At 66.7% G+C, this 21,037-nt stretch carries 18 protein-coding genes; 3 read left to right on the forward strand and 15 right to left on the reverse strand.

Features of this window, described 5'->3' with window-relative positions:
- The first annotated feature begins 70 nt into the window (after positions 1 to 70).
- Positions 71 to 793, forward strand: coding sequence for a response regulator (locus tag XnspCFBP7698_RS09955; protein WP_039406654.1), 723 nt, complete (start codon positions 71 to 73; stop codon positions 791 to 793).
- A 141-nt stretch (positions 794 to 934) separates the two neighbouring features.
- On the opposite strand, the gene recO is transcribed toward XnspCFBP7698_RS09955, so the two are convergent.
- From recO to rpoE, 9 genes are all read right to left on the reverse strand, one after another.
- Complete coding sequence (gene recO / locus XnspCFBP7698_RS09960; protein ID WP_123137394.1) at positions 935 to 1,657, reverse strand: DNA repair protein RecO; 723 nt, start codon at positions 1,655 to 1,657, stop codon at positions 935 to 937.
- 225 nt (positions 1,658 to 1,882) lie between these two features.
- Positions 1,883 to 2,779 carry a GTPase Era gene (era, locus tag XnspCFBP7698_RS09965; RefSeq protein ID WP_047694318.1) on the reverse strand — a complete coding sequence of 299 codons (897 nt, stop codon included), beginning with the start codon at positions 2,777 to 2,779 and terminating at the stop codon, positions 1,883 to 1,885.
- Positions 2,776 to 3,456 carry a ribonuclease III gene (rnc, locus tag XnspCFBP7698_RS09970; protein WP_123137475.1) on the reverse strand — a complete coding sequence of 227 codons (681 nt, stop codon included), beginning with the start codon at positions 3,454 to 3,456 and terminating at the stop codon, positions 2,776 to 2,778. The genes era and rnc overlap by 4 nt, the downstream gene beginning before the upstream one ends.
- A complete protein-coding gene (locus tag XnspCFBP7698_RS09975; protein ID WP_081419377.1) occupies positions 3,446 to 3,853 on the reverse strand; it encodes a DUF4845 domain-containing protein in 408 nt (135 codons plus the stop codon). Before XnspCFBP7698_RS09975 ends, rnc begins: the two co-directional genes overlap by 11 nt.
- Positions 3,854 to 4,654 (reverse strand): signal peptidase I, encoded by an 801-nt coding sequence (gene lepB, locus XnspCFBP7698_RS09980; RefSeq protein WP_047694315.1) that lies wholly within the window; start codon positions 4,652 to 4,654, stop codon positions 3,854 to 3,856. It abuts the gene before it with no gap.
- 104 nt (positions 4,655 to 4,758) lie between these two features.
- Complete coding sequence (gene lepA, locus XnspCFBP7698_RS09985) at positions 4,759 to 6,549, reverse strand: translation elongation factor 4 (protein WP_047694313.1); 1,791 nt, start codon at positions 6,547 to 6,549, stop codon at positions 4,759 to 4,761.
- 187 nt (positions 6,550 to 6,736) lie between these two features.
- Entirely contained in the window at positions 6,737 to 8,323 is a 1,587-nt protein-coding gene (locus XnspCFBP7698_RS09990; RefSeq protein WP_123137395.1) for a DegQ family serine endoprotease, read from the reverse strand.
- Between the two features lie 109 nt (positions 8,324 to 8,432).
- A complete protein-coding gene (locus XnspCFBP7698_RS09995; protein ID WP_123137396.1) occupies positions 8,433 to 9,299 on the reverse strand; it encodes a sigma-E factor negative regulatory protein in 867 nt (288 codons plus the stop codon).
- Positions 9,296 to 9,916 (reverse strand): RNA polymerase sigma factor RpoE, encoded by a 621-nt coding sequence (gene rpoE / locus XnspCFBP7698_RS10000; protein WP_039406677.1) that lies wholly within the window; start codon positions 9,914 to 9,916, stop codon positions 9,296 to 9,298. The genes XnspCFBP7698_RS09995 and rpoE overlap by 4 nt, the downstream gene beginning before the upstream one ends.
- Positions 9,917 to 10,151: 235 nt before the next feature.
- On the opposite strand from rpoE, the gene XnspCFBP7698_RS10005 reads away from it, so the two are divergent.
- Entirely contained in the window at positions 10,152 to 12,233 is a 2,082-nt protein-coding gene (locus XnspCFBP7698_RS10005) for a 3-hydroxyacyl-CoA dehydrogenase NAD-binding domain-containing protein (protein ID WP_123137397.1), read from the forward strand.
- Between the two features lie 195 nt (positions 12,234 to 12,428).
- Here the strand turns inward: XnspCFBP7698_RS10005 and XnspCFBP7698_RS10010 are convergent, their stop codons facing one another.
- The 6 genes from XnspCFBP7698_RS10010 to XnspCFBP7698_RS10035 form a co-directional block, all read right to left on the reverse strand.
- Positions 12,429 to 13,421, reverse strand: coding sequence for a cation diffusion facilitator family transporter (locus XnspCFBP7698_RS10010; protein WP_123137398.1), 993 nt, complete (start codon positions 13,419 to 13,421; stop codon positions 12,429 to 12,431).
- A 136-nt stretch (positions 13,422 to 13,557) separates the two neighbouring features.
- Complete coding sequence (gene mmsB / locus XnspCFBP7698_RS10015) at positions 13,558 to 14,445, reverse strand: 3-hydroxyisobutyrate dehydrogenase (RefSeq protein ID WP_123137399.1); 888 nt, start codon at positions 14,443 to 14,445, stop codon at positions 13,558 to 13,560.
- Between the two features lie 133 nt (positions 14,446 to 14,578).
- Positions 14,579 to 15,772, reverse strand: coding sequence for an enoyl-CoA hydratase/isomerase family protein (locus XnspCFBP7698_RS10020; protein ID WP_104581032.1), 1,194 nt, complete (start codon positions 15,770 to 15,772; stop codon positions 14,579 to 14,581).
- Positions 15,757 to 16,554 carry an enoyl-CoA hydratase gene (locus XnspCFBP7698_RS10025; protein WP_104581031.1) on the reverse strand — a complete coding sequence of 266 codons (798 nt, stop codon included), beginning with the start codon at positions 16,552 to 16,554 and terminating at the stop codon, positions 15,757 to 15,759. Before XnspCFBP7698_RS10025 ends, XnspCFBP7698_RS10020 begins: the two co-directional genes overlap by 16 nt.
- The gene (locus XnspCFBP7698_RS10030) at positions 16,551 to 17,732 is read right to left on the reverse strand and encodes an acyl-CoA dehydrogenase family protein (protein WP_047694301.1); all 1,182 of its coding nucleotides are present in this window, start codon (positions 17,730 to 17,732) and stop codon (positions 16,551 to 16,553) included. The genes XnspCFBP7698_RS10025 and XnspCFBP7698_RS10030 overlap by 4 nt, the downstream gene beginning before the upstream one ends.
- A 10-nt stretch (positions 17,733 to 17,742) precedes the next feature.
- Positions 17,743 to 19,248: a CoA-acylating methylmalonate-semialdehyde dehydrogenase gene (locus XnspCFBP7698_RS10035; protein WP_123137400.1), complete on the reverse strand. Its 1,506-nt coding sequence runs from the start codon at positions 19,246 to 19,248 to the stop codon at positions 17,743 to 17,745.
- A gap of 133 nt (positions 19,249 to 19,381) precedes the next feature.
- Between XnspCFBP7698_RS10035 and XnspCFBP7698_RS10040 the strand changes: the two genes are divergently transcribed.
- Positions 19,382 to 20,767 carry a short-chain fatty acyl-CoA regulator family protein gene (locus tag XnspCFBP7698_RS10040; protein ID WP_123137401.1) on the forward strand — a complete coding sequence of 462 codons (1,386 nt, stop codon included), beginning with the start codon at positions 19,382 to 19,384 and terminating at the stop codon, positions 20,765 to 20,767.
- Positions 20,768 to 21,037 lie beyond the last annotated feature (270 nt).

Here is a 21,037-nt window from a genome sequence, read left to right on the forward strand (position 1 = left end):
CCCGCAAACACAGGCAAACTGCATGTGCGCGCGGCAGCACAGGACGCGGCATCGCTGACAAGGAGGCAGCATGAATATGGCGACACGTCAGGAACCCCATCCACGACTCTTGTTGGTGGAAGACGACCCGATCAGCCGTGGCTTCCTGCAGGCTGCGCTGGAGGGCCTTCCGGCCCAGGTGGATTGCGCTGATTCATTGTCCTCGGCGCTGGATCGCGCGCGCGGCCATCGCCACGACCTGTGGCTGATCGACGTCAATCTTCCCGATGGCACCGGAAGCGGGCTGCTGCGGGCGCTGCGCCTGCTGCATCCGGACGTCCCCGCGCTGGCGCACACCGCCGACGGCAACATGGCGATGCAGCGCGGCCTGCAGTCCGATGGATTTCTGGAAATGCTGGTCAAGCCGTTGAGCACCGAACGCCTGTTGCAGGCGGTGCGCCGCGGCCTGGCGCGCGGCCGCTACAGCGTGGCGCCGGTCGGCGTGGTGGACATCGCGGCCAGCGACTGGGACGAGGCCGCGGCACTGAGCGCCCTCAACGGGCAGCAGCATCATCTCAACGCCTTGCGCGAATTGTTCCTGGCGGAGCTGCCGGGCACGCGGGATGCGGTGACCTCGGCGTTGAACGTCAGCGATGAGCAGGCGCTGCGTAATCACCTGCATCGGCTGCAGGCCAGTTGCGGCTTCGTCGGGGCCGCCCGGCTTGCCGGAGCGGTGCGGCTGCTGCGCGGCGACCCGCAATCGCGGGCCGCACAGACCCAGTTCCACGCGGCGGTGGCGGCGTTACTGCACTGAGTTGCGCCTGCGTTTGTGGCGAGCACTCCAGCGCGCGGGCCTGGAGTGCGACGTTGGCCTGGTCGACATCGGAGATGCAGCGCGGCGCGATGGCGGGGCCCCGCCGGGCCAGATCGTGCATCGATGCCCACCCTGCCCCGATCAGCGGCGTCGCGCCAGATCCTCGAGCATTTCCCAGGATTTGAGCCCAGGTCCGTTCAGATGATGCAGCAGCACGCTGCGCATGCTGCGCCGCAGGCCGGGCATATCCTCCGACGCCGGCAGGGTATCTTCGCCCAGCGCCAGCAGGGCCGCACCGGTCACGGTCTCGCGCCGATCCTGTGCCAGGCGCTCGCTCAGCACGCGCATGGCGCCTTCCTGGGGATCGAGTCGATAGCGCGCCGCCGGGTCGATCGGTTGCCCTTCGCTGTCGTGCTGCAGATCGAAGCCGAACCCCAGCCCGTCCAGCACATCACGTTCGAACTGGCGCAGTCCCCAGGCCAGCGGCAGCCCGGCCGCCAGATGCGCGCGTGCCTGCGCATAGCACGCGTAGAGCTCGGGGACCGCATCGTTGCGCGGCGCAAGCCGCAGCAGCAGCTCGCTGATATAGAAGCCGGCCAACATGGCCTCGCCGACCAAACGGGGCGCGGTGTCCAGTGCCTCGGCCTGGCGCAGTTGCGCAAGTTCGCCGCGCTGCACGGCGGTGAACTGGATCAGCTGCAGCGGCTGCAGCGCCGCGCGCAGCGCCTGCTTGCGCGGCCCCTGCACGCCACGCGCCAGCAACCCGACCCGCCCGTGCTGCTCGGTCAGCACTTCCACCAGCAGGCTGGTCTCGCGCCAGGCACGCACATGCAGCACGAAGCCGTGCTCGTGTTCGATCAGCATGGGAGGGAAAGCCGGGACTGGGGACCCGGGACCGGGGACCCGGGAAAAGCGCCGGATCGGCCGTCGACCTGCAACGCGGCGCGGCGATCGGGGGCCGAGCCAATGCCGTCAGCGCAGCACGCGAATCTGAAAAATGCGAAAAAACGTCTTCCCGGCAGTATGCCGACCAACTGCATGGCCCAGCTTTTCACGAGTCCCCGGTCCCGGGTCCCGGCCTTCCCGGCCTCATTCGTAGCCGAACGCCTTCAGCGCCGCCTCGTCATCCGACCAGCCTTCGCGCACGCGCACCCAGGTTTCCAGGAACACCTTGGCACCGAACAGGCGCTCCATCTGCAAACGCGCCTTGCCGCCGATTTCCTTCAGGCGGGTACCGCCCTTGCCGATCACGATCGCCTTCTGGCCTTCGCGCTCGACCCAGATCACCGCACCGATGCGCAGCAGCGCGCCGTCTTCGGCAAAGCGCTCGATTTCCACGGTGGTGGCGTACGGCAATTCTTCGCCCAACTGACGCATCAGCTGCTCGCGCACCAGTTCACCGGCCAGGAAGCGCTGGCTGCGGTCGGTGATTTCGTCTTCGCCGAACATCGCCTCGGCTTCGGGCACCAGCTTGAGCAGGTCGCTCACCAGCGCTTCCAGGCCCTTGCGCTTGAGCGCGGAGACCGGGTGCACTGCGGCAAACGTGCGGCCCTCGCTGACCTGCGCCAGGAACGGGAAAAGCGCGGTCTTGTCCTTGAGCCGGTCGACCTTGTTGACCACCAGCACGACCGGCACGTCGGCATCGCTGAGCACGCGGAACGCCAGGGTGTCTTCCTCGTCCCACCGCCCGGCCTCGATCACCAGCACCGCGGCATCCACGCCTTCGAGCGAGCCGCGTGCGGCACGGTTCATCACCCGGTTCATCGCGCGCTTCTGCTCACGGTGCAATCCGGGCGTGTCGACCAGCACCAGCTGCCCCTCCGGGAAGGTGGCAATCCCGAGCAGGCGGTGCCGCGTGGTCTGCGGGCGATTGGAGACGATGCTGACCTTGGCGCCCACCAGGGCATTGGTCAGGGTGGATTTGCCGACATTGGGCCGGCCGATCACGGCAACGCTGCCGCTACGGTGGGAAGAGGGTTCGCTCACGTGTTTGAATCCAGTTGTGCGATGACGGTAGCCGCCGCCTGTTGTTCGGCAAGACGGCGCGACGTGCCCTGGCCTTCGGCACGGGCAATCGGCTGCTCCAGGATGCAGGCGACATGGAACTGTTTGGCGTGCTCGTCGCCGGTTTCGCTGATCAGCGCGTAATTAGGCAGCGGCAGCTGCCGCGCCTGCAGCCATTCCTGCAACCGGGTCTTGGGGTCTTTTTCTGCCTTGCCCACCGGCAATGCCGCCAGCGATGATTCGAACCAGGGTAGCACCACCGCGCGGCAACGCTCGAACCCGCAGTCCAGATAGATGGCCGCCACGACCGCTTCGACCGCGTCGGCCAGGATCGAATCGCGGCGATGGCCGCCGGACTTCAATTCGCCAGGTCCAAGCGTCAGCCGCTCGCCAAGATTCAGGGTGCGCCCGATCACGGCCAGGGCGCCTTCGCGCACCAGTTCGGCGCGCGCGCGCGTCAATGCGCCTTCGTCGGCCTTGGGCCAGCGCTGATACAGCGCCTCGGCGATCAGCAGGTTGACGATGCCGTCGCCGAGAAATTCCAGGCGCTCGTTATGCGGCGTCCCGGCACTGCGATGGCGCAGCGCCTGGGTGAGCAGACCCGGATCGGCGAATGCATGGCCGATTGGATCACCGCGCTGGAAGGTTCTATTCGCCACCACGTCCGGTCATGTCCTGCGAGGTATCGAACTTGCCGACAATGTCCAGATTGCCGATCAGCTCGCGACGCACTTCGTAATTGACCTTCATGCGCCAGCCGCCATCCACACGCTCGAACTTGACGTCTTCCTTTTTGACGTTTTCCGAGTAGTTGATGTACAGGCGACGAAAGAACAGATCCTGCAGCTTGGACGGGTCCATGTTGGCACTGCCCGGCTCCTTGGCCAGACCCTTCATCGCCGTGCGTACCGAGTAATACTCCTGGTACATCGGAAACAGCTTCATCCCGATGTACAGGCCGAACCCGACCACCGCCAGCACCACCACGAACGACGTCAACGTCATACCGCTTTGCTTGCGCTTCATTGTGCTTCCCCCGGCACGCCGTGCGTGCATTTACTGGATTCCAGTCCCGATCCGCGATGGATCGAAACTCCCCTTGCAGAACCACCCTTCGCAATTGAGCCAGATCAAAAACGCCTTACCGCGCAGATTGGCTTCCGGCAGGAAATGCGTCTGGGTCCAGAACCGGCTGTCTTCGCTGTTGTCGCGATTGTCCCCCATCACGAAATAGCTGTCTGCCGGCACCGTCCAGTCGCCCTGGCCGGCCGGCATGTTGCGGTCCACCCACTCCAGCACGGTATGCGTGCGGCCCGGCAGGTCTTCCACCAGCAGCGTGGTGCCGGTCATCTCGGACCCCTTGCCCTTGCCGATGTACTCGCCCTTGACCGTATAGCGCATCGGCTTGTCGTTGATGTACAGCGTATCGCCGTGGAAGCCGATCTTGTCGCCCGGCAGGCCGACCACGCGCTTGATCCAGTTCTGGTCCGGCGCATGCGGCGGCTTGAACACCACCACGTCGCCACGCTTGGGCTCGCCGGTCGGGATGAACTTGGTATTGGTGATCGGCAGACGGAAGCCGTAGGCAAACTTGTTGACCAGGATGAAATCGCCGATCAGCAGGTTGGGCATCATCGAGCTGGACGGAATCTTGTACGGCTCGGCCACGAAGCTGCGCAGGATCAACACCACCGCCAGCACCGGGAAGAAGGCGCGCGAGTAATCGATGATCGCCGGCTCGCTGTCCAGCAGCCCGGCGCGTGCCGCGCGGCGCTTGGCCAGGAACAGCTTGTCCAGCAGCCAGATGAAGCCGGAGCCCAGCGTCAGCACAACCAGGATGATTTCAAACCATTTCATTGGTGTTCCTTTCGGAAAGGGAATCGAGAATCGAGAATGGGGAATCGGAACAGCAGGAGCACTCGCGCTCTCACGATTCCCGATTCCCGATTCACCATTCCCAGCTACTTATCCATCTGCAAGACAGCCAGGAAGGCCTCCTGCGGAATCTCCACGCGGCCGACCTGCTTCATGCGCTTCTTGCCTTCTTTCTGCTTTTCCAGCAGCTTTTTCTTGCGCGAAACGTCGCCACCATAGCACTTGGCCAACACGTTCTTGCGCATCGCCTTGACGGTGGAGCGCGAGATGATCTGCGAGCCGACGGCGGCCTGGATGGCGACGTCGAACATCTGCCGCGGAATCAGATCCTTCATCTTTTCGCACAGCTCGCGGCCGCGCCGGTCGGCATGGCTGCGGTGCACGATCAGTGACAACGCATCGACCTTGTCGCCATTGATCAGCACGTCCACGCGCACGAACGGGCCGGCATCGAACCGCACGAAGTGGTAATCCAGCGACGCGTAGCCACGGCTGACCGACTTGAGCTTGTCGAAGAAATCCAGCACCACCTCGGCCATCGGCAGCTCGTAGCTGATCTGCACCTGGCTGCCCAGGTAATTGATGCCGATCTGGGTGCCGCGCTTTTCTTCGCACAGCTTGATGATGTTGCCGATGTACTCCTCGGGAGTGAGCACGTTGGCGCGGATGATCGGCTCGCGGATTTCCTCCACCAGGTTCAACTGCGGCAGCTTGGCCGGGTTGTCCATGTTGATGATCGAGCCATCGGTCTTGAGCACTTCATACACCACGGTTGGCGCGGTGCTGATCAGGTCCAGGTTGTACTCGCGCTCCAGGCGTTCCTGCACGATTTCCATGTGCAGCATGCCCAGGAAGCCGCAGCGGAAGCCAAAGCCCATCGCCTCGGAGCTTTCCGGTTCGAAGCGCAGCGCCGCATCGTTCAGGCGCAGCTTGTCCAGCGCTTCGCGTAGGTCCGGGTAATCCTCGGCGTCGACCGGGAACAGGCCGGCGAACACGCGCGGCTGCATTTCCTGGAAACCGGGCAGCGCATGCGGTGCCGGATCGGCCGCCAGGGTCAGGGTGTCGCCGACCGGCGCGCCGTGCACGTCCTTGATCGAGGCATTGATCCAACCCACTTCACCGGCGCCCAGTGCGGCCAGTTCCTTGCGCTTGGGCGTGAACACGCCGACCTTGTCGACCAGATGGGTGCGGCCGGTGGACATCACCAGGATCTTGCTGCCCGGCTTGATCTCGCCCTGCATCACGCGCACCAGCGAGACCACGCCCAGGTAGTTGTCGAACCAGGAATCGATGATCAGCGCCTGCAGCTTGTCGGTATCGCGCGGCTTGGGCGGCGGGATGCGATGCACGATCGCTTCCAGCACCAGATCGATGTTCAGGCCGGTCTTGGCGCTGACCGCCACGGCGTCTTCGGCGTCGATGCCGATCACCGCTTCGATCTCGGCCTTGGCGCGGTCGACATCGGCGGTAGGCAGGTCGATCTTGTTGAGCACCGGCACCACTTCCAGCCCCTGCTCCACCGCGGTATAGCAGTTGGCCACCGACTGCGCTTCCACGCCCTGCGCGGCATCCACCACCAGCAGCGCGCCTTCGCAGGCGGCCAGCGAGCGGCTGACTTCATAGGAGAAGTCCACATGCCCGGGGGTGTCGATGAAGTTCAGGTGGTAGGTCTGCCCGTCCTTTGCCGTGTACGGCAAGGACACCGACTGCGCCTTGATGGTGATGCCGCGTTCGCGCTCGATCGGGTTGGAGTCGAGCACCTGGGCCTCCATCTCGCGCGCCTGCAGGCCGCCGCACAGCTGGATGATCCGGTCGGCCAGGGTGGATTTGCCGTGGTCGACGTGGGCAATGATGGAGAAGTTGCGGATATTCCGCATTGAATCAGAGGACATTGAGGTGGGCGCCGGCGCAGCCGTCGTCAGGGTAACGCAGCATTATCGCATGCTCGACCCCCTTGGGGCCGGGAATTGGGAATCGGGAGTGGGGAATCGGAAAGCCAGGCGAGCTATCGCCTCGCAGACCCGCCCTTGTCGATTCCCGATTCCCGATTCTCCATTCCCTCCGTTAGCCGCCGGCCTTCAAGGCCACGTAGCTCGTCGCCTTGCCGTCGGTGACCAGCAGCATGACCACGTCGCCCTTCTTGTAGCTGGACAGGGCGCGATTGAGCTCGGCGACGCTGCCGACCTTGGTGCGGCCGACACGCGCGATGACCAGTCCCGGCGACAGCGGCGGCTGGGTGCTGCGCGCTGCGGCACCGGTGACTGCCGCAATCCGCACGCCCTCGCCGGCGTCCAGGCCCAGGCGGTTGCGTTCGGCGGCGGTGAGATCAGCCACCTGCAGGCCCAGCAAGGCCACGCTGGCCGGGGCCTCCGGCTTGGCGTCCTCGGCGGCGGAGCGCGGTGCGGCACTGTCGCTGCCATCCTGCAACGGGGCCAGGGTGACGGTGACCTGGCGCGGCTTGCCGTCGCGCAGCACATCGAGCGCCACCTTGGTACCCGGCGCCATCAGGCCGATCATCGGCGGCAGATCGCTGGCGGCCTCGATCGGCTTGCCATTGACCGAGCGGATCACATCGCCCACCTCGATCCCGGCCTTCGCGGCCGGACTCCCTGCCGGAATGTCGTTGACCAGCGCGCCGCGCGTATCCGGCAACCCGAGTCCCTGCGCCTTGAGCGAATCGATCGGGCCGACCGCCACGCCCAGCATGCCGCGGCTCACGCGGCCAGTGGCCTTGATCTGCTCGGCCGCACTGAAGGCCAGGTCGATCGGGATCGCGAAGCTGATCCCCATGTAGCCACCCGAGGCCGAGAAGATCTGCGAGTTGATACCGACCACCTCGCCGCGGGTGTTGAGCAACGGGCCGCCGGAGTTGCCCTGGTTGATCGCCACGTCGGTCTGGATGAAGGGCACATAGCGCTGATCGGCGTACGGGTTGCTGCGCCCGGTGGCGCTGACGATGCCGGCGGTGACCGAGTGGTCCAGGCCGAATGGCGAGCCGATCGCCACCACCCACTGGCCCGGCTTGAGCGTGTTGGAATCGCCCAGGCGCACCGTCGGCAGGCCCTTGGCCTCGATCTTGAGCAGCGCCACGTCGAACTGCTCGTCGCTGCCGACCACCTTGGCCTTGAACTCGCGGCGGTCGGTCAGCTTGACGGTGACCTCGCTGGCGCCATCGACCACGTGGTGATTGGTCAGTACATAGCCGTCGGCAGAAATGATGAAGCCCGAGCCCATCGACTTGCCAGCGATACCGCCATCGTCATCGCCACCACCCTGCCCCGGCCCCTGACGCGGGCCACCGGGCATCTGGAAATCCGGGCCGAAGAAACGCTTGAAGAACTCCGGCATCTCATCGTCGGGCATCGCGCCGCCGCCGCGACCGCCCGGGCCGCTGCGCTGCTGCCGTGCCATCGCGTCCTTGCGGGTGATGGTGGTTTCGATATTGACAACGCCTGGGCCGACCTGTTCGACCAAGTTGGTGAAATCCGGCAGGCCGGCGACCAGCTGCGGCGCCGGCGTGGTGCTGCGGTTGGCGGCGATCGGCGCACTGGCCTTGGCGGCCGGCGCGGGCGCCGTCTGCTGGGCACAGGCGGCCAGCGGCAAGGTCATAGCGATCAGGCCGAACATCTGGGTGCGGATGCGGTGGTTCATCGAGTTGCCTCCGATGGCAGGGCGACAGGGGCCGGAACCCGCGTGATGACGCGGGCCCGGCAAGATAACGGAAGGACGCGAGCCGACAGGATGAAGAGCGGCCGCCGGATCAGTCTTGCGGAAGCGGTGCCGGCAGGGGCCGGTTCGGCGCCGGGTGACCCGTCGCCTGCGGCGCAGGTTCGAACGGATAGAACGCCGGGCCCTGGCGGCTCTGGCTGAAACTGGCGTTGAGGGGGCTGTCGCCGGCGCCGGACAGCGCCGCGCGCGGCCACGGACGGGCCTGCAGCGTGGTGTCCGGATGCGTAAACGGATTGGATGACGCCGCCGGGGCCGCGACCGCCGGGGCCGCTGCCACCATGCGGGTCGGCGCCTGCTGCTGGCGCGCAGCCGCACTACGGGCGACCTGCTGATTGCGGGTGGCAGCGCCGCGCCGGGTCGACGCCAACGCCGCCGCCGGCACCGCCGCAACCAGCGCGCCGCCGTCGCCCGGGCCAGCCGGGTCCGGGGTTGCCGGCGCCTTTGGCAAGGCCGGGGGCGTGGCGGCGGCGGGCAGCTGCGCGGTGGTGGCGTATACCGGCACACGGGATGCCGGCGGCGCCGTCTCCGGCAGGCGCTCGCGCGCCATGAACAGGGCGATGGCCGCAACCGATGCCGCAATCGCCGCACCACCACCCCAGCGCCAGCGCGCCGCCGGGCGGGCAGCCTGCTGCGGCCGGGGAGCGGGTTCGTCGGCAATGGCTGTGCGCACACGCGCCGCAAAATCCAGCGGTGCCGGCGCACTGGCCGCACCGCGCAGCACGTCGCCGCACAGCTGCCAGCGCTCGTGGCAGCCGGCCAGCTCTTCGTCGTGGGCTAGACGGCGCAACAGGAAGCGCGACTCGTCTGCGCTCAATTCTCCGTCGACCAGCGCAGACAGCTGCTGGCGATAGTGAAGTTCGAACTTGTCGGTGGTGGACATGGCGGGGTTATGGCTCATACACGGTGTCGCTCACGGGTAGCGCTTTCGGTCTCCAGCAGAGGCCGCAGCTCGATGTCGATGGCCTCGCGCGCCCGGAAGATGCGTGAGCGCACCGTTCCGATCGGGCAATCCATCTTTCGCGCGATTTCCTCGTAACTCAGCCCTTCCACCTCGCGCAGGGTGATGGCCGACCGCAGTTCTTCCGGTAACGCTTGGACCGCACGCATCACCGTTTGTTCCAGCTCCTGTCGCATCAATTCGCGCTCCGGGGTGTCGGTGTCGCGCAACCGGGTCGCCCCGTCGAACTGCTCGGCATCGCTGATCTCGATGTCGTCGGTAGGCGGCCGGCGGTTGTGCGCCACCAGATGGTTCTTGGCGGTGTTGACGGCAATGCGGTGCAGCCATGTATAGAACTGGGAGTCGCCGCGGAAACTGTTGATCGCGCGGTACGCGCGCACAAAGGTGTCCTGGGCCACGTCCTGGCATTCGCTCCAGTCGGCGATGTAGCGCCCGATCAACGCGACGATACGATGCTGGTATTTGCGCACCAGCACATCGAACGCCGCGCTTTCGCCGCGCTGCACACGCCGGACCAGTTCCAGGTCCAGCTCCTGAGGTGTATCGACTTCGGCCATGTGGGGCCGCACTCCTGTCAGCCCACCGAAGTCGGGCAATGAGACCGCCATTGAAAGGAAAAGTTCATACCGATCCGTACGACCGTCACGCATCAGGGTAGCGGCACCGATGCGCCGCTGGCGATGCCCGGAACCAGGCGCATGCCGTCCTGTCGACAGGGATGGGTATTTGACGTGAAGGAAACAACCTCTGGATGATAACGGCCTTTCCTTCTATTGCCGGACGGCCAGACGCATGCTTCCAGGTTTCGACGGGCTCCGATTCAGCCATTGGCAGGCCGACCTGCGCGAGGACGGCGTGGTCGTGCTCAGCCTTGATCGCCAGGGCGCACCGGTCAACGCATTTTCGCAGGAGGTGCTGCTCGAACTGGGCGCACTGGTCGAGCGGCTGGCGCTGGAGCCACCCAAGGGCGTGGTGCTGCGCTCGGGCAAGGCCAACGGCTTCATCGCCGGCGCCGACCTGAAGGAATTCCAGGAATTCGATCGCAAGGGCACGGTCAACGATGCGATCCATCGCGGCCAGCAGGTCTTCCAGAAACTGGCCGAGCTGCCCTGCCCCACGGTGGCGGCGATCCATGGCTTCTGCATGGGCGGCGGTACCGAGATTGCGTTGGCGTGTCGCTACCGCGTGGCCTCCGATGACGGCAGCACGCGCATCGGCCTGCCGGAAACCAAGCTCGGCATCTTTCCCGGCTGGGGCGGCAGCGCCCGCTTGCCACGCCTGATCGGTGCGCCGGCGGCGATGGATCTGATGCTGACCGGGCGCACTGTCTCGGCCAAGGCCGCGCGTGCGATGGGCCTGGTGGACAAGGTCGCGGCGCCTGCCGTGCTGGTCGATGTGGCCGCTGCGCTGGCACTCGCCGGCACCACGCGGCCGCTCAAACAGCGCGCCACCGCGTGGGCCACCAATACCTTGCTCGCCCGCAAGCTGCTGGCGCCGCAGATGCGCAAGCAGGTCGCACGCAAGGCGCGCAAGGAGCATTACCCGGCGCCCTATGCCTTGATCAACGTCTGGGAACGGGCCGGTGGCAGCGGTATCCAGGCGCGCCTTGCGGCCGAACGCAAGGCTGTGGTCAAGCTCGCCAGTACCCCGGCTGCGCGCAACCTGATCCGCATCTTCTTCCTCACCGAACGCCTGAAGGCACTCGGTGGCAAGGAGGCGGGCGCCGCCGCGCTGCCGCCGATTCGCCAAGTGCATGTGATCGGCGCCGGCGTGATGGGCGGCGACATCGCCGCGTGGGCGGCTTACAAGGGCTTCGAGGTCACGCTGCAGGACCGCGAGCAGCGCTTCATCGATACGGCACTGGGCCGTGGCGGCGAACTGTTCGCCAAGCGCGTCAAGGACGAAAGCAAGCGGCCGGCGGTGGCGGCGCGCCTGCGCGGCGACCTGTCCGGCACAGGCGTGGCGCAAGCCGATCTGGTGATCGAGGCGATCATCGAGAACCCGCAGGCCAAGCGCGAGCTGTATCAGTCGATCGAGCCACAGCTCAAGCCCGACGCGGTGCTCACCACCAATACGTCGTCGATCCCGCTCACCGAACTGCGCGGCCACCTGCTGCATCCGGCCCAGTTCGCCGGCCTGCACTACTTCAACCCGGTAGCCATGATGCCGCTGGTGGAAATCGTGCAGCACGATGGTCTGGACCCAGCCAACGTGGCGCGCCTGGCGGCGTTCTGCAAGGCGCTGGACAAGTTTCCGGTACCGGTGGCCGGCACGCCGGGGTTCCTGGTCAACCGCGTGCTATTCCCCTACCTGCTTGAAGCGGCCACCGCCTATGCCGAAGGCATTCCCGGCCCGGTGCTGGACAAGACCGCGGTCAAGTTCGGCATGCCGATGGGGCCGATCGAACTGATCGACACCGTGGGTCTGGATGTGGCCGCCGGCGTCGGCGCGGAGCTGGCGCCGTTCCTGCACCTGCCGATCCCGGCCGCACTGGCGACCGTAGAGCCAGGCAAGCGCGGCAAGAAGGACGGCCAGGGCCTGTACAAGTGGGAAAACGGGCGTGCAGTCAAACCCGAGGTGGCCAGCGGCTATGCGGTGCCGGCCGACCTGGAAGACCGGCTGATCCTGCCGCTGCTCAACGAAGCGGTAGCGTGCCTGCACGACGGCGTGGTGGCCGACGCGGACCTGCTCGATGCCGGCGTCATCTTCGGCACCGGCTTCGCCCCCTTCCGTGGCGGCCCGATCCAGCACATCCGCAGTGTCGGCGCCGACGCCCTGCTGGAACGTCTGCAGGCGCTGCATGCACGCTACGGCGAACGCTTCGCACCTCGCCCGGGCTGGGACTCGCCGGTGTTGCGTGAGGCGGTGGCGTGAGGCGGGGCTGATCTGATCGACAGGGTCTGATACACAAAAAAGCCGCCCATGGCGGCTTTTTTTTGTTTGCACTCTCCATCGGCGGAGACGCCGCTGCGACACCTGCATGCAGCGATGCGAGTTCAATGCAGAAATCCGGGAACGCTTCAAGCGTTACGGCAGAGCCCACGCACCGACTTCGAGTATTGCAATGCCTCAGTGCTGGTGATGACCACCATGCCCATGCGAGTGCCCATGCTGGTGTCCGGCGTCATGCCCTGCATGCGCAGCATGCCCGTGCTGCGGGGCGCTGGCCGGGGAGCCGCAGGGGTCGGTGCCACAGTCGCCGCTTTCCACCTGCAAGGTGACGTGGGCGATGTCGAAGCGGTCGTGCAGCAGCGTGCCCAGTGCGTCGCGCAGGCGGTCGCGGTCGGTGGACTCGCCCACCACCACGTGTGCGGTGAGTGCCGGGGTGCTGGAGGCCAGCGCCCAGACGTGGAGGTCGTGCACGTCGTCGACGCCGGGGTAGCTGGTCAGGGCATCGCGGACCTGGGCCAGGTCGATGCCCTTGGGCACGCCTTCGAGCAGGACGTTGATCGCTTCGCGCAGCAGCACCCAGGTGCGTGGCAGCACCCACAGGCCGATCAGTACGGCCAGCACCGGGTCGATCCAGTGCCAGCCGGTCCAGCGGATGAGCAGCGCGCCGATGATCACCGCCACCGAGCCGAGCATGTCGCTCCAGACTTCCAGATAGGCGCCCTTGACGTTGAGGCTTTCACCGCTGCCGGCGTGCAGCAACTTCATCGCGATCAGGTTGATCACCAGGCCCAGCCCGGCGATCAGCAGCATGCCGTTGGAGGAAATGTCCTGCGGCGCGCGGAAGCGTTGCGCGGCCTCCCACAGGATGTAGCCGCCCACGCCAAACAGCAGCGCGCCGTTGACCAGGGCACCCAAGGCCTCGAGTCGCACATAGCCGTACGTGCGGCGCGCATCCGCCGGGCGGCGGCTCAGGCGCACCGCCAGCAACGCGATCATCAGACCGAGCGTGTCGGTAGCCATGTGCGCGGCATCCGACAGCAAGGCCAGGCTGTTGGACACGAACGCGCCAATGACTTCGGCCACCAGGAACGTGGCTGTCAGGCCGAGCGCCCACCACAACGGTGCTTCGTGACGGATCTCGGTGGGGGCGTGGTTGTGGTCGTGTCCCATGGGTGCGCTAGCCGTATGCAATGCGCGCACCTTAGGCGCGCGCGCTGGCGGAGACTATTACACCTGCAGGTGATGCGATGACATCACCTGCCGATATGCAGCCGCCCCGCATCACGCGTTGCGAGGCTGCACCGGTCTACACCTTGGCCACCAGCTTGACCACGCTGGAAAAATCCAGCGCGCCGTTGCCGGCCTGGCTGTTCATGGCATACAGGTTGCGCGCCAGCTCACCCAGCGGAATCGACACGCCGGCCTGCACTGCAGATTCGGCCACCAGGCCCAGATCCTTGAGCATGAGGTCGTTGCCGAAGCCGCCGGTATAGCCGCGCGAGGCCGGTGCGTTGGGCAGCACGCCCGGCCACGGATTGCAGACTTCGGTGGCCCAGCTGCGGCCGGTACTGACCGCCATCATCTGCGACAGCACTGCCGGGTCCAGGCCCTGTGCGACGCCGAGCGCCAGCGCCTCGCCGGTCGCCGCCATGATCACGCCCAAGGCCATGTTGTTGCAGAGCTTGGCCACCTGGCCGGCGCCGTTGTCGCCCACGTGAAAGATGTTCTTGCCCATGGCCTGCAACACCGGACGCGCGCGTTCCAGGACGTCGGCATCGCCACCAACGATGAAGGTCAGCGTTCCGGCGCTGGCGCCGGCGGTGCCACCGGAGACCGGCGCATCCAGCATCGCCAGCCCGCGCGCGCGCGCAGCGTCGGCCAGCTTGCGTGCGGACACCGGTGCGATGGTGCTGCAGTCGATGACCAGCGCTCCGGCCGGAATCTGCGCCAGGATGCCGCCCTCGCCCAGATATAGCCCTTCGACATGCCGGCTGGCGGGCAGCATGGAGATGACGACCTCGGCCTCTGCCAGGGTGTCGTGCGCCGAGGCGGCGACATGGGCCCCGGCGGCGGATGCGGCGTCCAGTGCGCCTTGCAGCAGATCGAATACCCGCAACTGGTGCCCGGCCTTGATCAGGTTGGCGGCCATCGGGCCGCCCATGTTGCCCAGGCCGATAAAGGCGATCTTGCTCATTGTGCGATCTCCAGGAGGGAGCAACTATCAAACGGGGTGGTTGCGCGCAGGCAGGGCGATGGCGCGCGGCGCCGGAGCAATGCAGGCGATGACTGCCGCACGCGCGGTAGCAGGCCTGCAGCACACGCGGTGGCTAAGCCTGGCGTGCACGCAGATCTGCCAGCGGATGCTGCGCCGCCGACCAGGGTGCGGTAAAAAAACCGGCAGCCCACTGCGCGTCTGCCTCGCCCAAGGTGACCGGCTGCCAGTGCGGCTGGCGGTCCTTGTCGATCAGCAGCGCGCGGATGCCTTCGGCAAAATCGCCGTGCGCGGCGGCGTGCAGCGCGACCACGTACTCGATGCGAAACGTGTCGGCCAGTGTTGCGGTGTCCGGATGACGATGCAGCTCCCACGCCAGCCGCGCCGAACCTGGCGCACCGGCCGCCAGGGTGCTGCGCGCGGCCTGCAACCAGGCATCTTCGCTTTGCAGGGCCACGATGGCAGCAACCACCTGCTCCAGCGATTCGCCAGCCACCAAGTGTGCAATCAGCTGCGCATGAAGCTGCAGCGGACCGGGCTCCATCGGTTGCGCAATGCCCTGCAGAAACGCACTGAGTTGCAGGCGATCGTCGTCGGCATGGCCTGTCCATGCATGTGCGCTCAAGGCATCCAGCACCGCCGCATACTGCGCGTGCTCCAGGCGTACATCGGCCAGGCCGGCGTAGATGGCGTCACTCGCGTCGAGCGGCGCGCCGGTGAGCGCCAGAAACAGCCCGGCGCCCTGCGGCACGCGGCGCAGCAACCAGCTGCCGCCGACATCGGGAAATAGACCCACACTGATTTCGGGCATGGCCAGGCGCGAACGCTCGGTCACCACGCGATGGCTGGCGCCGGACATCAGGCCGATGCCGCCGCCCATCACGATGCCGTGGCCCCAGCATAGCAACGGCTTGGGATAGGTGTGGATGCGATAGTCCAGCCGATATTCTTCTTCGAAGAATGCCGCGGCGCGCGCATTGTCCTGCGGCCTTGCCTGTCGCAGCGCAGCGTCGGGTACCGCGTCGCGATGCGCGCGCATGCTCTGGTACAAGCCATGCAGATCGCCGCCGGCACACAGCGCTTTTTCGCCCGCGCCGCGCAACACGACGCAGGCAATCCGGGCGTCATCGGCCCACGCACGCAATTGGGTGTCGAGCAAACGCACCATCTGCAACGACAGGCCATTGAGCGTCCTGGGTGCGTTCAAGGTCGCGATGCCGATGCAATGCCCGTCGGTGCACTCGCGTTGCTCGAACAGTACCGGTGCCTGGTCAGCCGTGCTGGTCTCCACCATCACTGCGCGCTCCATTGCGGTGCGCGTTTTTCCAGGAATGCTGCAACACCTTCGGCTTGATCGGCGTGCTCGAACAGGTCAACGAAGGCTTCGCGCTCTGCAATCAGTGCGGCAGCGTGCGTGCCGTGGCGGGTGGACTGCACCAGCCGCTTGCAGGCCGCCACACTGGCCGGGCTTTGCTTGCCGGCACGCTGCGCCCAGGCGAGGGCCAGCGCGCGCGATTCGCCCTTGCCCACCACCTCCTCCACCAATCCAATCCGGTGCGCGGTGGGGGCATCGATGCGTTCGCCGAGCAGGATCATGCGCTTGGCCCAGCCCTCGCCCACCAGACGCGGCAGGTTCTGGGTGCCGCCTGCGCATGGCAGCAGGCCGACGCTGGCTTCGGGCAAGGCGAGCTGTGCGTGTTGCTCGGCGATGCGCAGATCGCAGGCCAAGGCGCACTCCAGTCCGCCGCCCATCGCATAGCCGTTGATGGCGGCGATCGAGACGCCGCGGAAGGCGCTCAAGGCTTCAAAGGCTTCGCCGAAGCGGCGCGCAGCTTCACGCGCGTTGGCCTTGTCGCCATCGGCAAATTGCTTGAGGTCGGCACCGGCGCTGAAGAACTTGTCGCCTTCGCCGGTGATGACCAGCGCATACACGCTTCGGTCGGCATCCAGTGCGCGCACCAGGTCGCGCAAGGCTGCCAGGCTGTGCACGGTCCAGGTATTGGCCGGTGGATTGCTGAGCGTGACGATGACCACATGGCCGTCGCGCTGCACCTGCAAGCCGGTATGGGCGTGTGCTTCCCAGTCGCTCATCGCAGTTCCTCCTCGCCGTTGAGCAGGTGACGCGCCACGATCATGCGCATTACCTCGTTGGTGCCCTCCAGGATGCGATGCACGCGGCTGTCGCGCAGCAAGCGTTCGATCGGATACTCGCGGATATAGCCGTAGCCACCATGGATCTGCAAGGCCTCGTCGCAGATGGCAAAGCCGGCATCGGTGGCGAAGCGCTTGGCCATCGCGCACCACACCGTGGCATCGTGACTGCCGGCGTCGAGCTTGCGTGCGGCGGTGTGCACCATCTGCCGCGCGGCCACCAGTTGCGTGGCCATGTCGGCCAGCTTGAACTGCAGGGCCTGGAAATCGGCCAGTTTCTTGCCGAACTGGCGGCGCTCGCCCATGTAGCGACGCGCGGCGTCCAACGCGCCCTGCGCGGCCCCCAGCGAGCAGGCGGCGATATTGATGCGGCCACCGTCCAGGGCCTTCATCGCCATCTTGAAGCCCTCGCCTTCCTTGCCCAGCAGATGGCTGGCGGGGACGCGCACGTCGGTGAAGGTGATGCCGCGCGTGGGCTGGCTGTTCCAGCCCATCTTCTCTTCCTTGCGGCCGTAGCTGATGCCGGGCGCATCGGCCGGCACCACGAACGCACTGATGCCACGTGCACCGTCGTCGCCGGTGCGCGCCATCACCACCAGGACATCGGTGGCGCCCGCGCCGGAAATGAAGGCCTTGCTGCCGTTGAGCACGTAACTGTCGCCGTCGCGCTGCGCACGGGTCTTGAGCGACGCTGCGTCCGAGCCGCTGCCCGGTTCGGTCAGGCAGTACGAGCCCAGCCTGGCGCCGCTGGTCATCGCCTCGCCCCACTGCGCGCGCACCACGTCGGTGCCGTAGCTGGCAATCAGCCAGGTGGCCATGTTGTGGATGCTGATGAAGGCCGACGTGGATGGATCGACCGTGGCCAGTTCCTCGAACACCACTGCCGCATCGAGCCGGCGCATGCCCAGGCCGCCCACGCCTTCGTCGGTATAGAGGCCGCAAAAGCCGAGTTCGGCGGCCTTGGCGATCGCCTCGCGCGGGAAGTGGCCTTCCGCATCCCATTGCGCGGCATGCGGGGCGAGTTCCTTGTCGGCGAAGTCGCGCGCGGCGGCGCGGAAGGCTTCCTGCTCGTCGTTCAGATCGGCCGCGTTGGGGTGTAGCTGGATGGCTGCATTCATGGCGATCGGGTCACTTGAGAGAGATGGTGGTGTTGACGCCGTGGCCCAGCGTCTCGTCGTCGAACCAGCGCGCGGTCACGGTCTTGGTCTGGGTGTAGAACATCACCACCTGCTTGCCGTACGGGCCCAGGTCGCCGAGCTTGGACGCGCGCGAACCGGTGAACGAAAACAGCGGTACCGGCACCGGAATCGGCACGTTGATGCCCACCTGGCCCACGTCGATGTCTTCCTGGAAACGCCGCGCGGCGGCACCGGATTGGGTGAACAACGCCGTGCCGTTGCCATTGGGATTGGCGTTGACCAACGCGATGGCTTCGTCCAGCGTGGCGGCTTCCAGAATCACCAGCACCGGCCCGAAGATTTCTTCGTCGTAGATGCGCATGCCCGGTTTGACGCCGGAGAAGATGGTCGGGCCGACAAAGTTGCCCTGCTCGAACCCCGGCACGCTCGGGGCGCGACCATCCAGTTCCAGCGTGGCGCCCTGCTCCACGCCGGAGGCGATCAAGCCTTCCACCCGCTCGCGCGCGGCGCAGGAAATCAGCGGGCCAACCTCGGTGCCCGGGGCGTTGCCGGCGCCGATCTTCAAGCCCTTGGCCTTGGCCACCAGCTGCGGGATCCACGCGCGCGCTTCACCCACCAGCACCAGCGTGGACGCCGCCATGCAGCGCTGGCCGGCAGCACCAAATGCGGCACCGACCATCGCATTGAGGGTCTGCTCCTGGTTGGCGTCCGGCAGCACCACGGCGTGGTTCTTGGCGCCCATCATGCATTGCACGCGCTTGCCGGCCAGCGAGGCGCGGCGATAGACATGCGTGCCCACCTTGGTGGAGCCGACGAACGACAGCGCCTTGATGTCGGGGTGATCGCACAGCGCGTTGACCACGTCCTCGCCGCCATGCACGACGTTGAGCACGCCCTTGGGAATGCCGGCTTCCAGCGCAAGTTCCACCAGCCGCATGGTCACCATCGGGTCCTGCTCGGAGGGCTTGAGCACGAAGGTGTTGCCGGTCGCGATGGCCATCGGGAACATCCACAGCGGAATCATCGCCGGGAAGTTGAACGGGGTGATGCCCGCGCACACGCCCAATGGCTGCAGCAAGCTGTAGGTGTCCACGCCATTTGCGACGTTGTTGGCCAGCTCGCCCAGCTGCAGGTTGCCGATCGCCGCGGCGTGCTCCACCACTTCCAGCCCACGGAACACATCGCCTTCGGCATCGGCCAGGGTCTTGCCCTGCTCGGCGCTCAGCAGCGCGGCCAGCTCGGGCATGTGCTCGCGGATCAGCTGCTGGTACTTCAAGAAGATGCGCGCGCGTATGCCGATTGGCGTCTTGCGCCAGCTGGTGAAGGCACGGCTGGCCGCGGCCACTGCCGCGTCCACTTCGGCGGTGGTGGCGAACGGCACCTGCGCCAGCACCGACTGGTCGGCCGGATTGACCACGTCCTGCCAACGGTCGCTGGCAGAGACCACCAACTCGCCGTCGATCAACAGGGACACGCGGGGGACGGATTCGCTCATTGCAGGCTCGCTCGCAGAAGACATCGGGCCGGACGGCCCAGTGCTTCGCATTGTTCGCAGCGCGCACTCGCATTCCCAGCCAGCATCTGCTTAATCGCGCTAAGCTGGCGGCACAATTTTGCGAATCTTGCGAATGCCCCAGACGCAGCCCCCGTTCCGTCACCAGCTTGGCCTGCGCCTGCAGCGGCTGCGGCAGCGCCACGGCCTGACCCAGGCCGAGCTGGCGCGCCGGCTTGGGCTGTCGCCGAGCTATCTCAACCAGATCGAGCGTAACCAGCGTCCGCTCACCCTGGCGATCCAGCAGCGGCTCAAGGCCACGCTGGGCGATCTGGACGGCCTGCTGGACCTGGACGACCCGGCCGCGCTGGTCGAACCGCTGGACGAATCGCTGCGCAGCCTGGGCCATACGCTGTCGCCGGCCGAGCTGCGGGCGCTTACCGGCAACCTGCCGCAGGTGGCGCAGGCGCTACTGGACCTGCATCGCGCCCACCAGCAGCTGCTCGAGCGCAATGCTGCGCTGGAGGTGCAGATCGGGGTGGAGCACGCCGCCCTGCCCTCGCTGTCGCCCGGCGAACAGGTGCGCGACTACTTCAACCGCGCGCACAACTACCTGCCCGAGCTGGATGAACATGCCGAGGCGCTGTATGCCGAACTGGGGCTGACCCCGGAAAACCTGCCGCTGCGGCTGCGCCAACGGCTGGCCGACCGCCACGGCCTGCTCGTGCAGGAGGCCACCGACCTGCAGAGCGACAGGCGCGCCGTGGATGCGCAGGCGCGCGTGCTGTGGCTGCCGGCGCATCTGCGCCCCGGCCAGCAGGCTTTCCAGATGGCCGCGCAGCTGGCATTGCTGGAATGCGCACCGTTGCTGGACGCGCGCATTGCCGATGCCGGCTTCGCCGATGCCGAGCGCATCGCGCTCTCGCGCATCGGGTTGTCCAATTATTTCGCCGGCGCGCTGGTGATGCCGTACAGCCAGTTCCTGCACAGCGCACAGCGCTCGCGCTACGACATCGAATGGCTGGCGGACCGCTTCGGGGTCGGCTTCGAGGCGGTGTGCCATCGGCTCAGCACCCTGCAGCGACGGGGGGCGGCCGGGCTGCCGATCTTCTTCATGCGGGTGGATCGGGCCGGCAATGTCTCCAAGCGCCACTCGGCCACCGACTTCCATTTCTCGCATGTCGGCGGCGCCTGCCCGCTGTGGATCGTGTACGAGGCATTCAACCAGCCCGACCGCATCCTGACCCAGATTGCGCGCATGCCCGACGGACGCCGCTATTTCTGGCTGGCGCGGCAAGTCAGCAGCGGCGCGCCGGGCTATGGCCGCCCGCGCAAGACCTTCGCACTGGCGATGGGCTGCGACCTGCGCCATGCCGACCAGTTGGTGTATGCGCGCGGCTGGGATCTGGGCGCGGTGGACGATGCGGTGCCGATCGGCCCGGGCTGCCTGACCTGCGAGCGCAGCGATTGCGTGCAGCGCGCCTTCCCTGCACTGCCCCGGCTCGCCGCCAGCACACGGTAGCGGCGAGACCAGGGTGCCAGGCGGCACCCTGGGCAACTTCGGCTGGCCAAACCGGCACCCACCGCGGAAGTGTGACCAAGCAGGCGCTAGCGCTGCAGTGCAGCATTCCAAGCTGAGATAGCTGCCGCAAAATGCTTCATTGGAATGGAATGACTCGCGCTTCTACCCTGAAGCGGACACATGCAGGACAAGGGGACGCCAGCGCGACATCGTTCGCCACAGCGCCACAGCAACCAACGCTCCAGTAACACCGCACCGCACCACTCCGCC

Source organism: Xanthomonas sp. CFBP 7698 (assembly GCF_003600855.1).
In the GTDB taxonomy this organism is placed as follows: domain Bacteria; phylum Pseudomonadota; class Gammaproteobacteria; order Xanthomonadales; family Xanthomonadaceae; genus Xanthomonas; species Xanthomonas cannabis.

Coding starts and splice junctions, on each gene's coding strand:
- XnspCFBP7698_RS09955 (WP_039406654.1), top strand. CDS start 71: ATGAATATGGCGACACGTCAGGAACCCCATCCACGACTCTTGTTGGTG.
- recO (WP_123137394.1), bottom strand. CDS start 1,657: ATGCTGATCGAACACGAGCACGGCTTCGTGCTGCATGTGCGTGCCTGG.
- XnspCFBP7698_RS09975 (WP_081419377.1), bottom strand. CDS start 3,853: ATGCACGCACGGCGTGCCGGGGGAAGCACAATGAAGCGCAAGCAAAGC.
- lepB (WP_047694315.1), bottom strand. CDS start 4,654: ATGAAATGGTTTGAAATCATCCTGGTTGTGCTGACGCTGGGCTCCGGC.
- lepA (WP_047694313.1), bottom strand. CDS start 6,549: ATGCGGAATATCCGCAACTTCTCCATCATTGCCCACGTCGACCACGGC.
- XnspCFBP7698_RS09990 (WP_123137395.1), bottom strand. CDS start 8,323: ATGAACCACCGCATCCGCACCCAGATGTTCGGCCTGATCGCTATGACC.
- XnspCFBP7698_RS09995 (WP_123137396.1), bottom strand. CDS start 9,299: ATGAGCCATAACCCCGCCATGTCCACCACCGACAAGTTCGAACTTCAC.
- rpoE (WP_039406677.1), bottom strand. CDS start 9,916: ATGGCCGAAGTCGATACACCTCAGGAGCTGGACCTGGAACTGGTCCGG.
- XnspCFBP7698_RS10005 (WP_123137397.1), top strand. CDS start 10,152: ATGCTTCCAGGTTTCGACGGGCTCCGATTCAGCCATTGGCAGGCCGAC.
- XnspCFBP7698_RS10010 (WP_123137398.1), bottom strand. CDS start 13,421: ATGGGACACGACCACAACCACGCCCCCACCGAGATCCGTCACGAAGCA.
- mmsB (WP_123137399.1), bottom strand. CDS start 14,445: ATGAGCAAGATCGCCTTTATCGGCCTGGGCAACATGGGCGGCCCGATG.
- XnspCFBP7698_RS10020 (WP_104581032.1), bottom strand. CDS start 15,772: ATGGAGCGCGCAGTGATGGTGGAGACCAGCACGGCTGACCAGGCACCG.
- XnspCFBP7698_RS10025 (WP_104581031.1), bottom strand. CDS start 16,554: ATGAGCGACTGGGAAGCACACGCCCATACCGGCTTGCAGGTGCAGCGC.
- XnspCFBP7698_RS10030 (WP_047694301.1), bottom strand. CDS start 17,732: ATGAATGCAGCCATCCAGCTACACCCCAACGCGGCCGATCTGAACGAC.
- XnspCFBP7698_RS10035 (WP_123137400.1), bottom strand. CDS start 19,248: ATGAGCGAATCCGTCCCCCGCGTGTCCCTGTTGATCGACGGCGAGTTG.
- XnspCFBP7698_RS10040 (WP_123137401.1), top strand. CDS start 19,382: ATGCCCCAGACGCAGCCCCCGTTCCGTCACCAGCTTGGCCTGCGCCTG.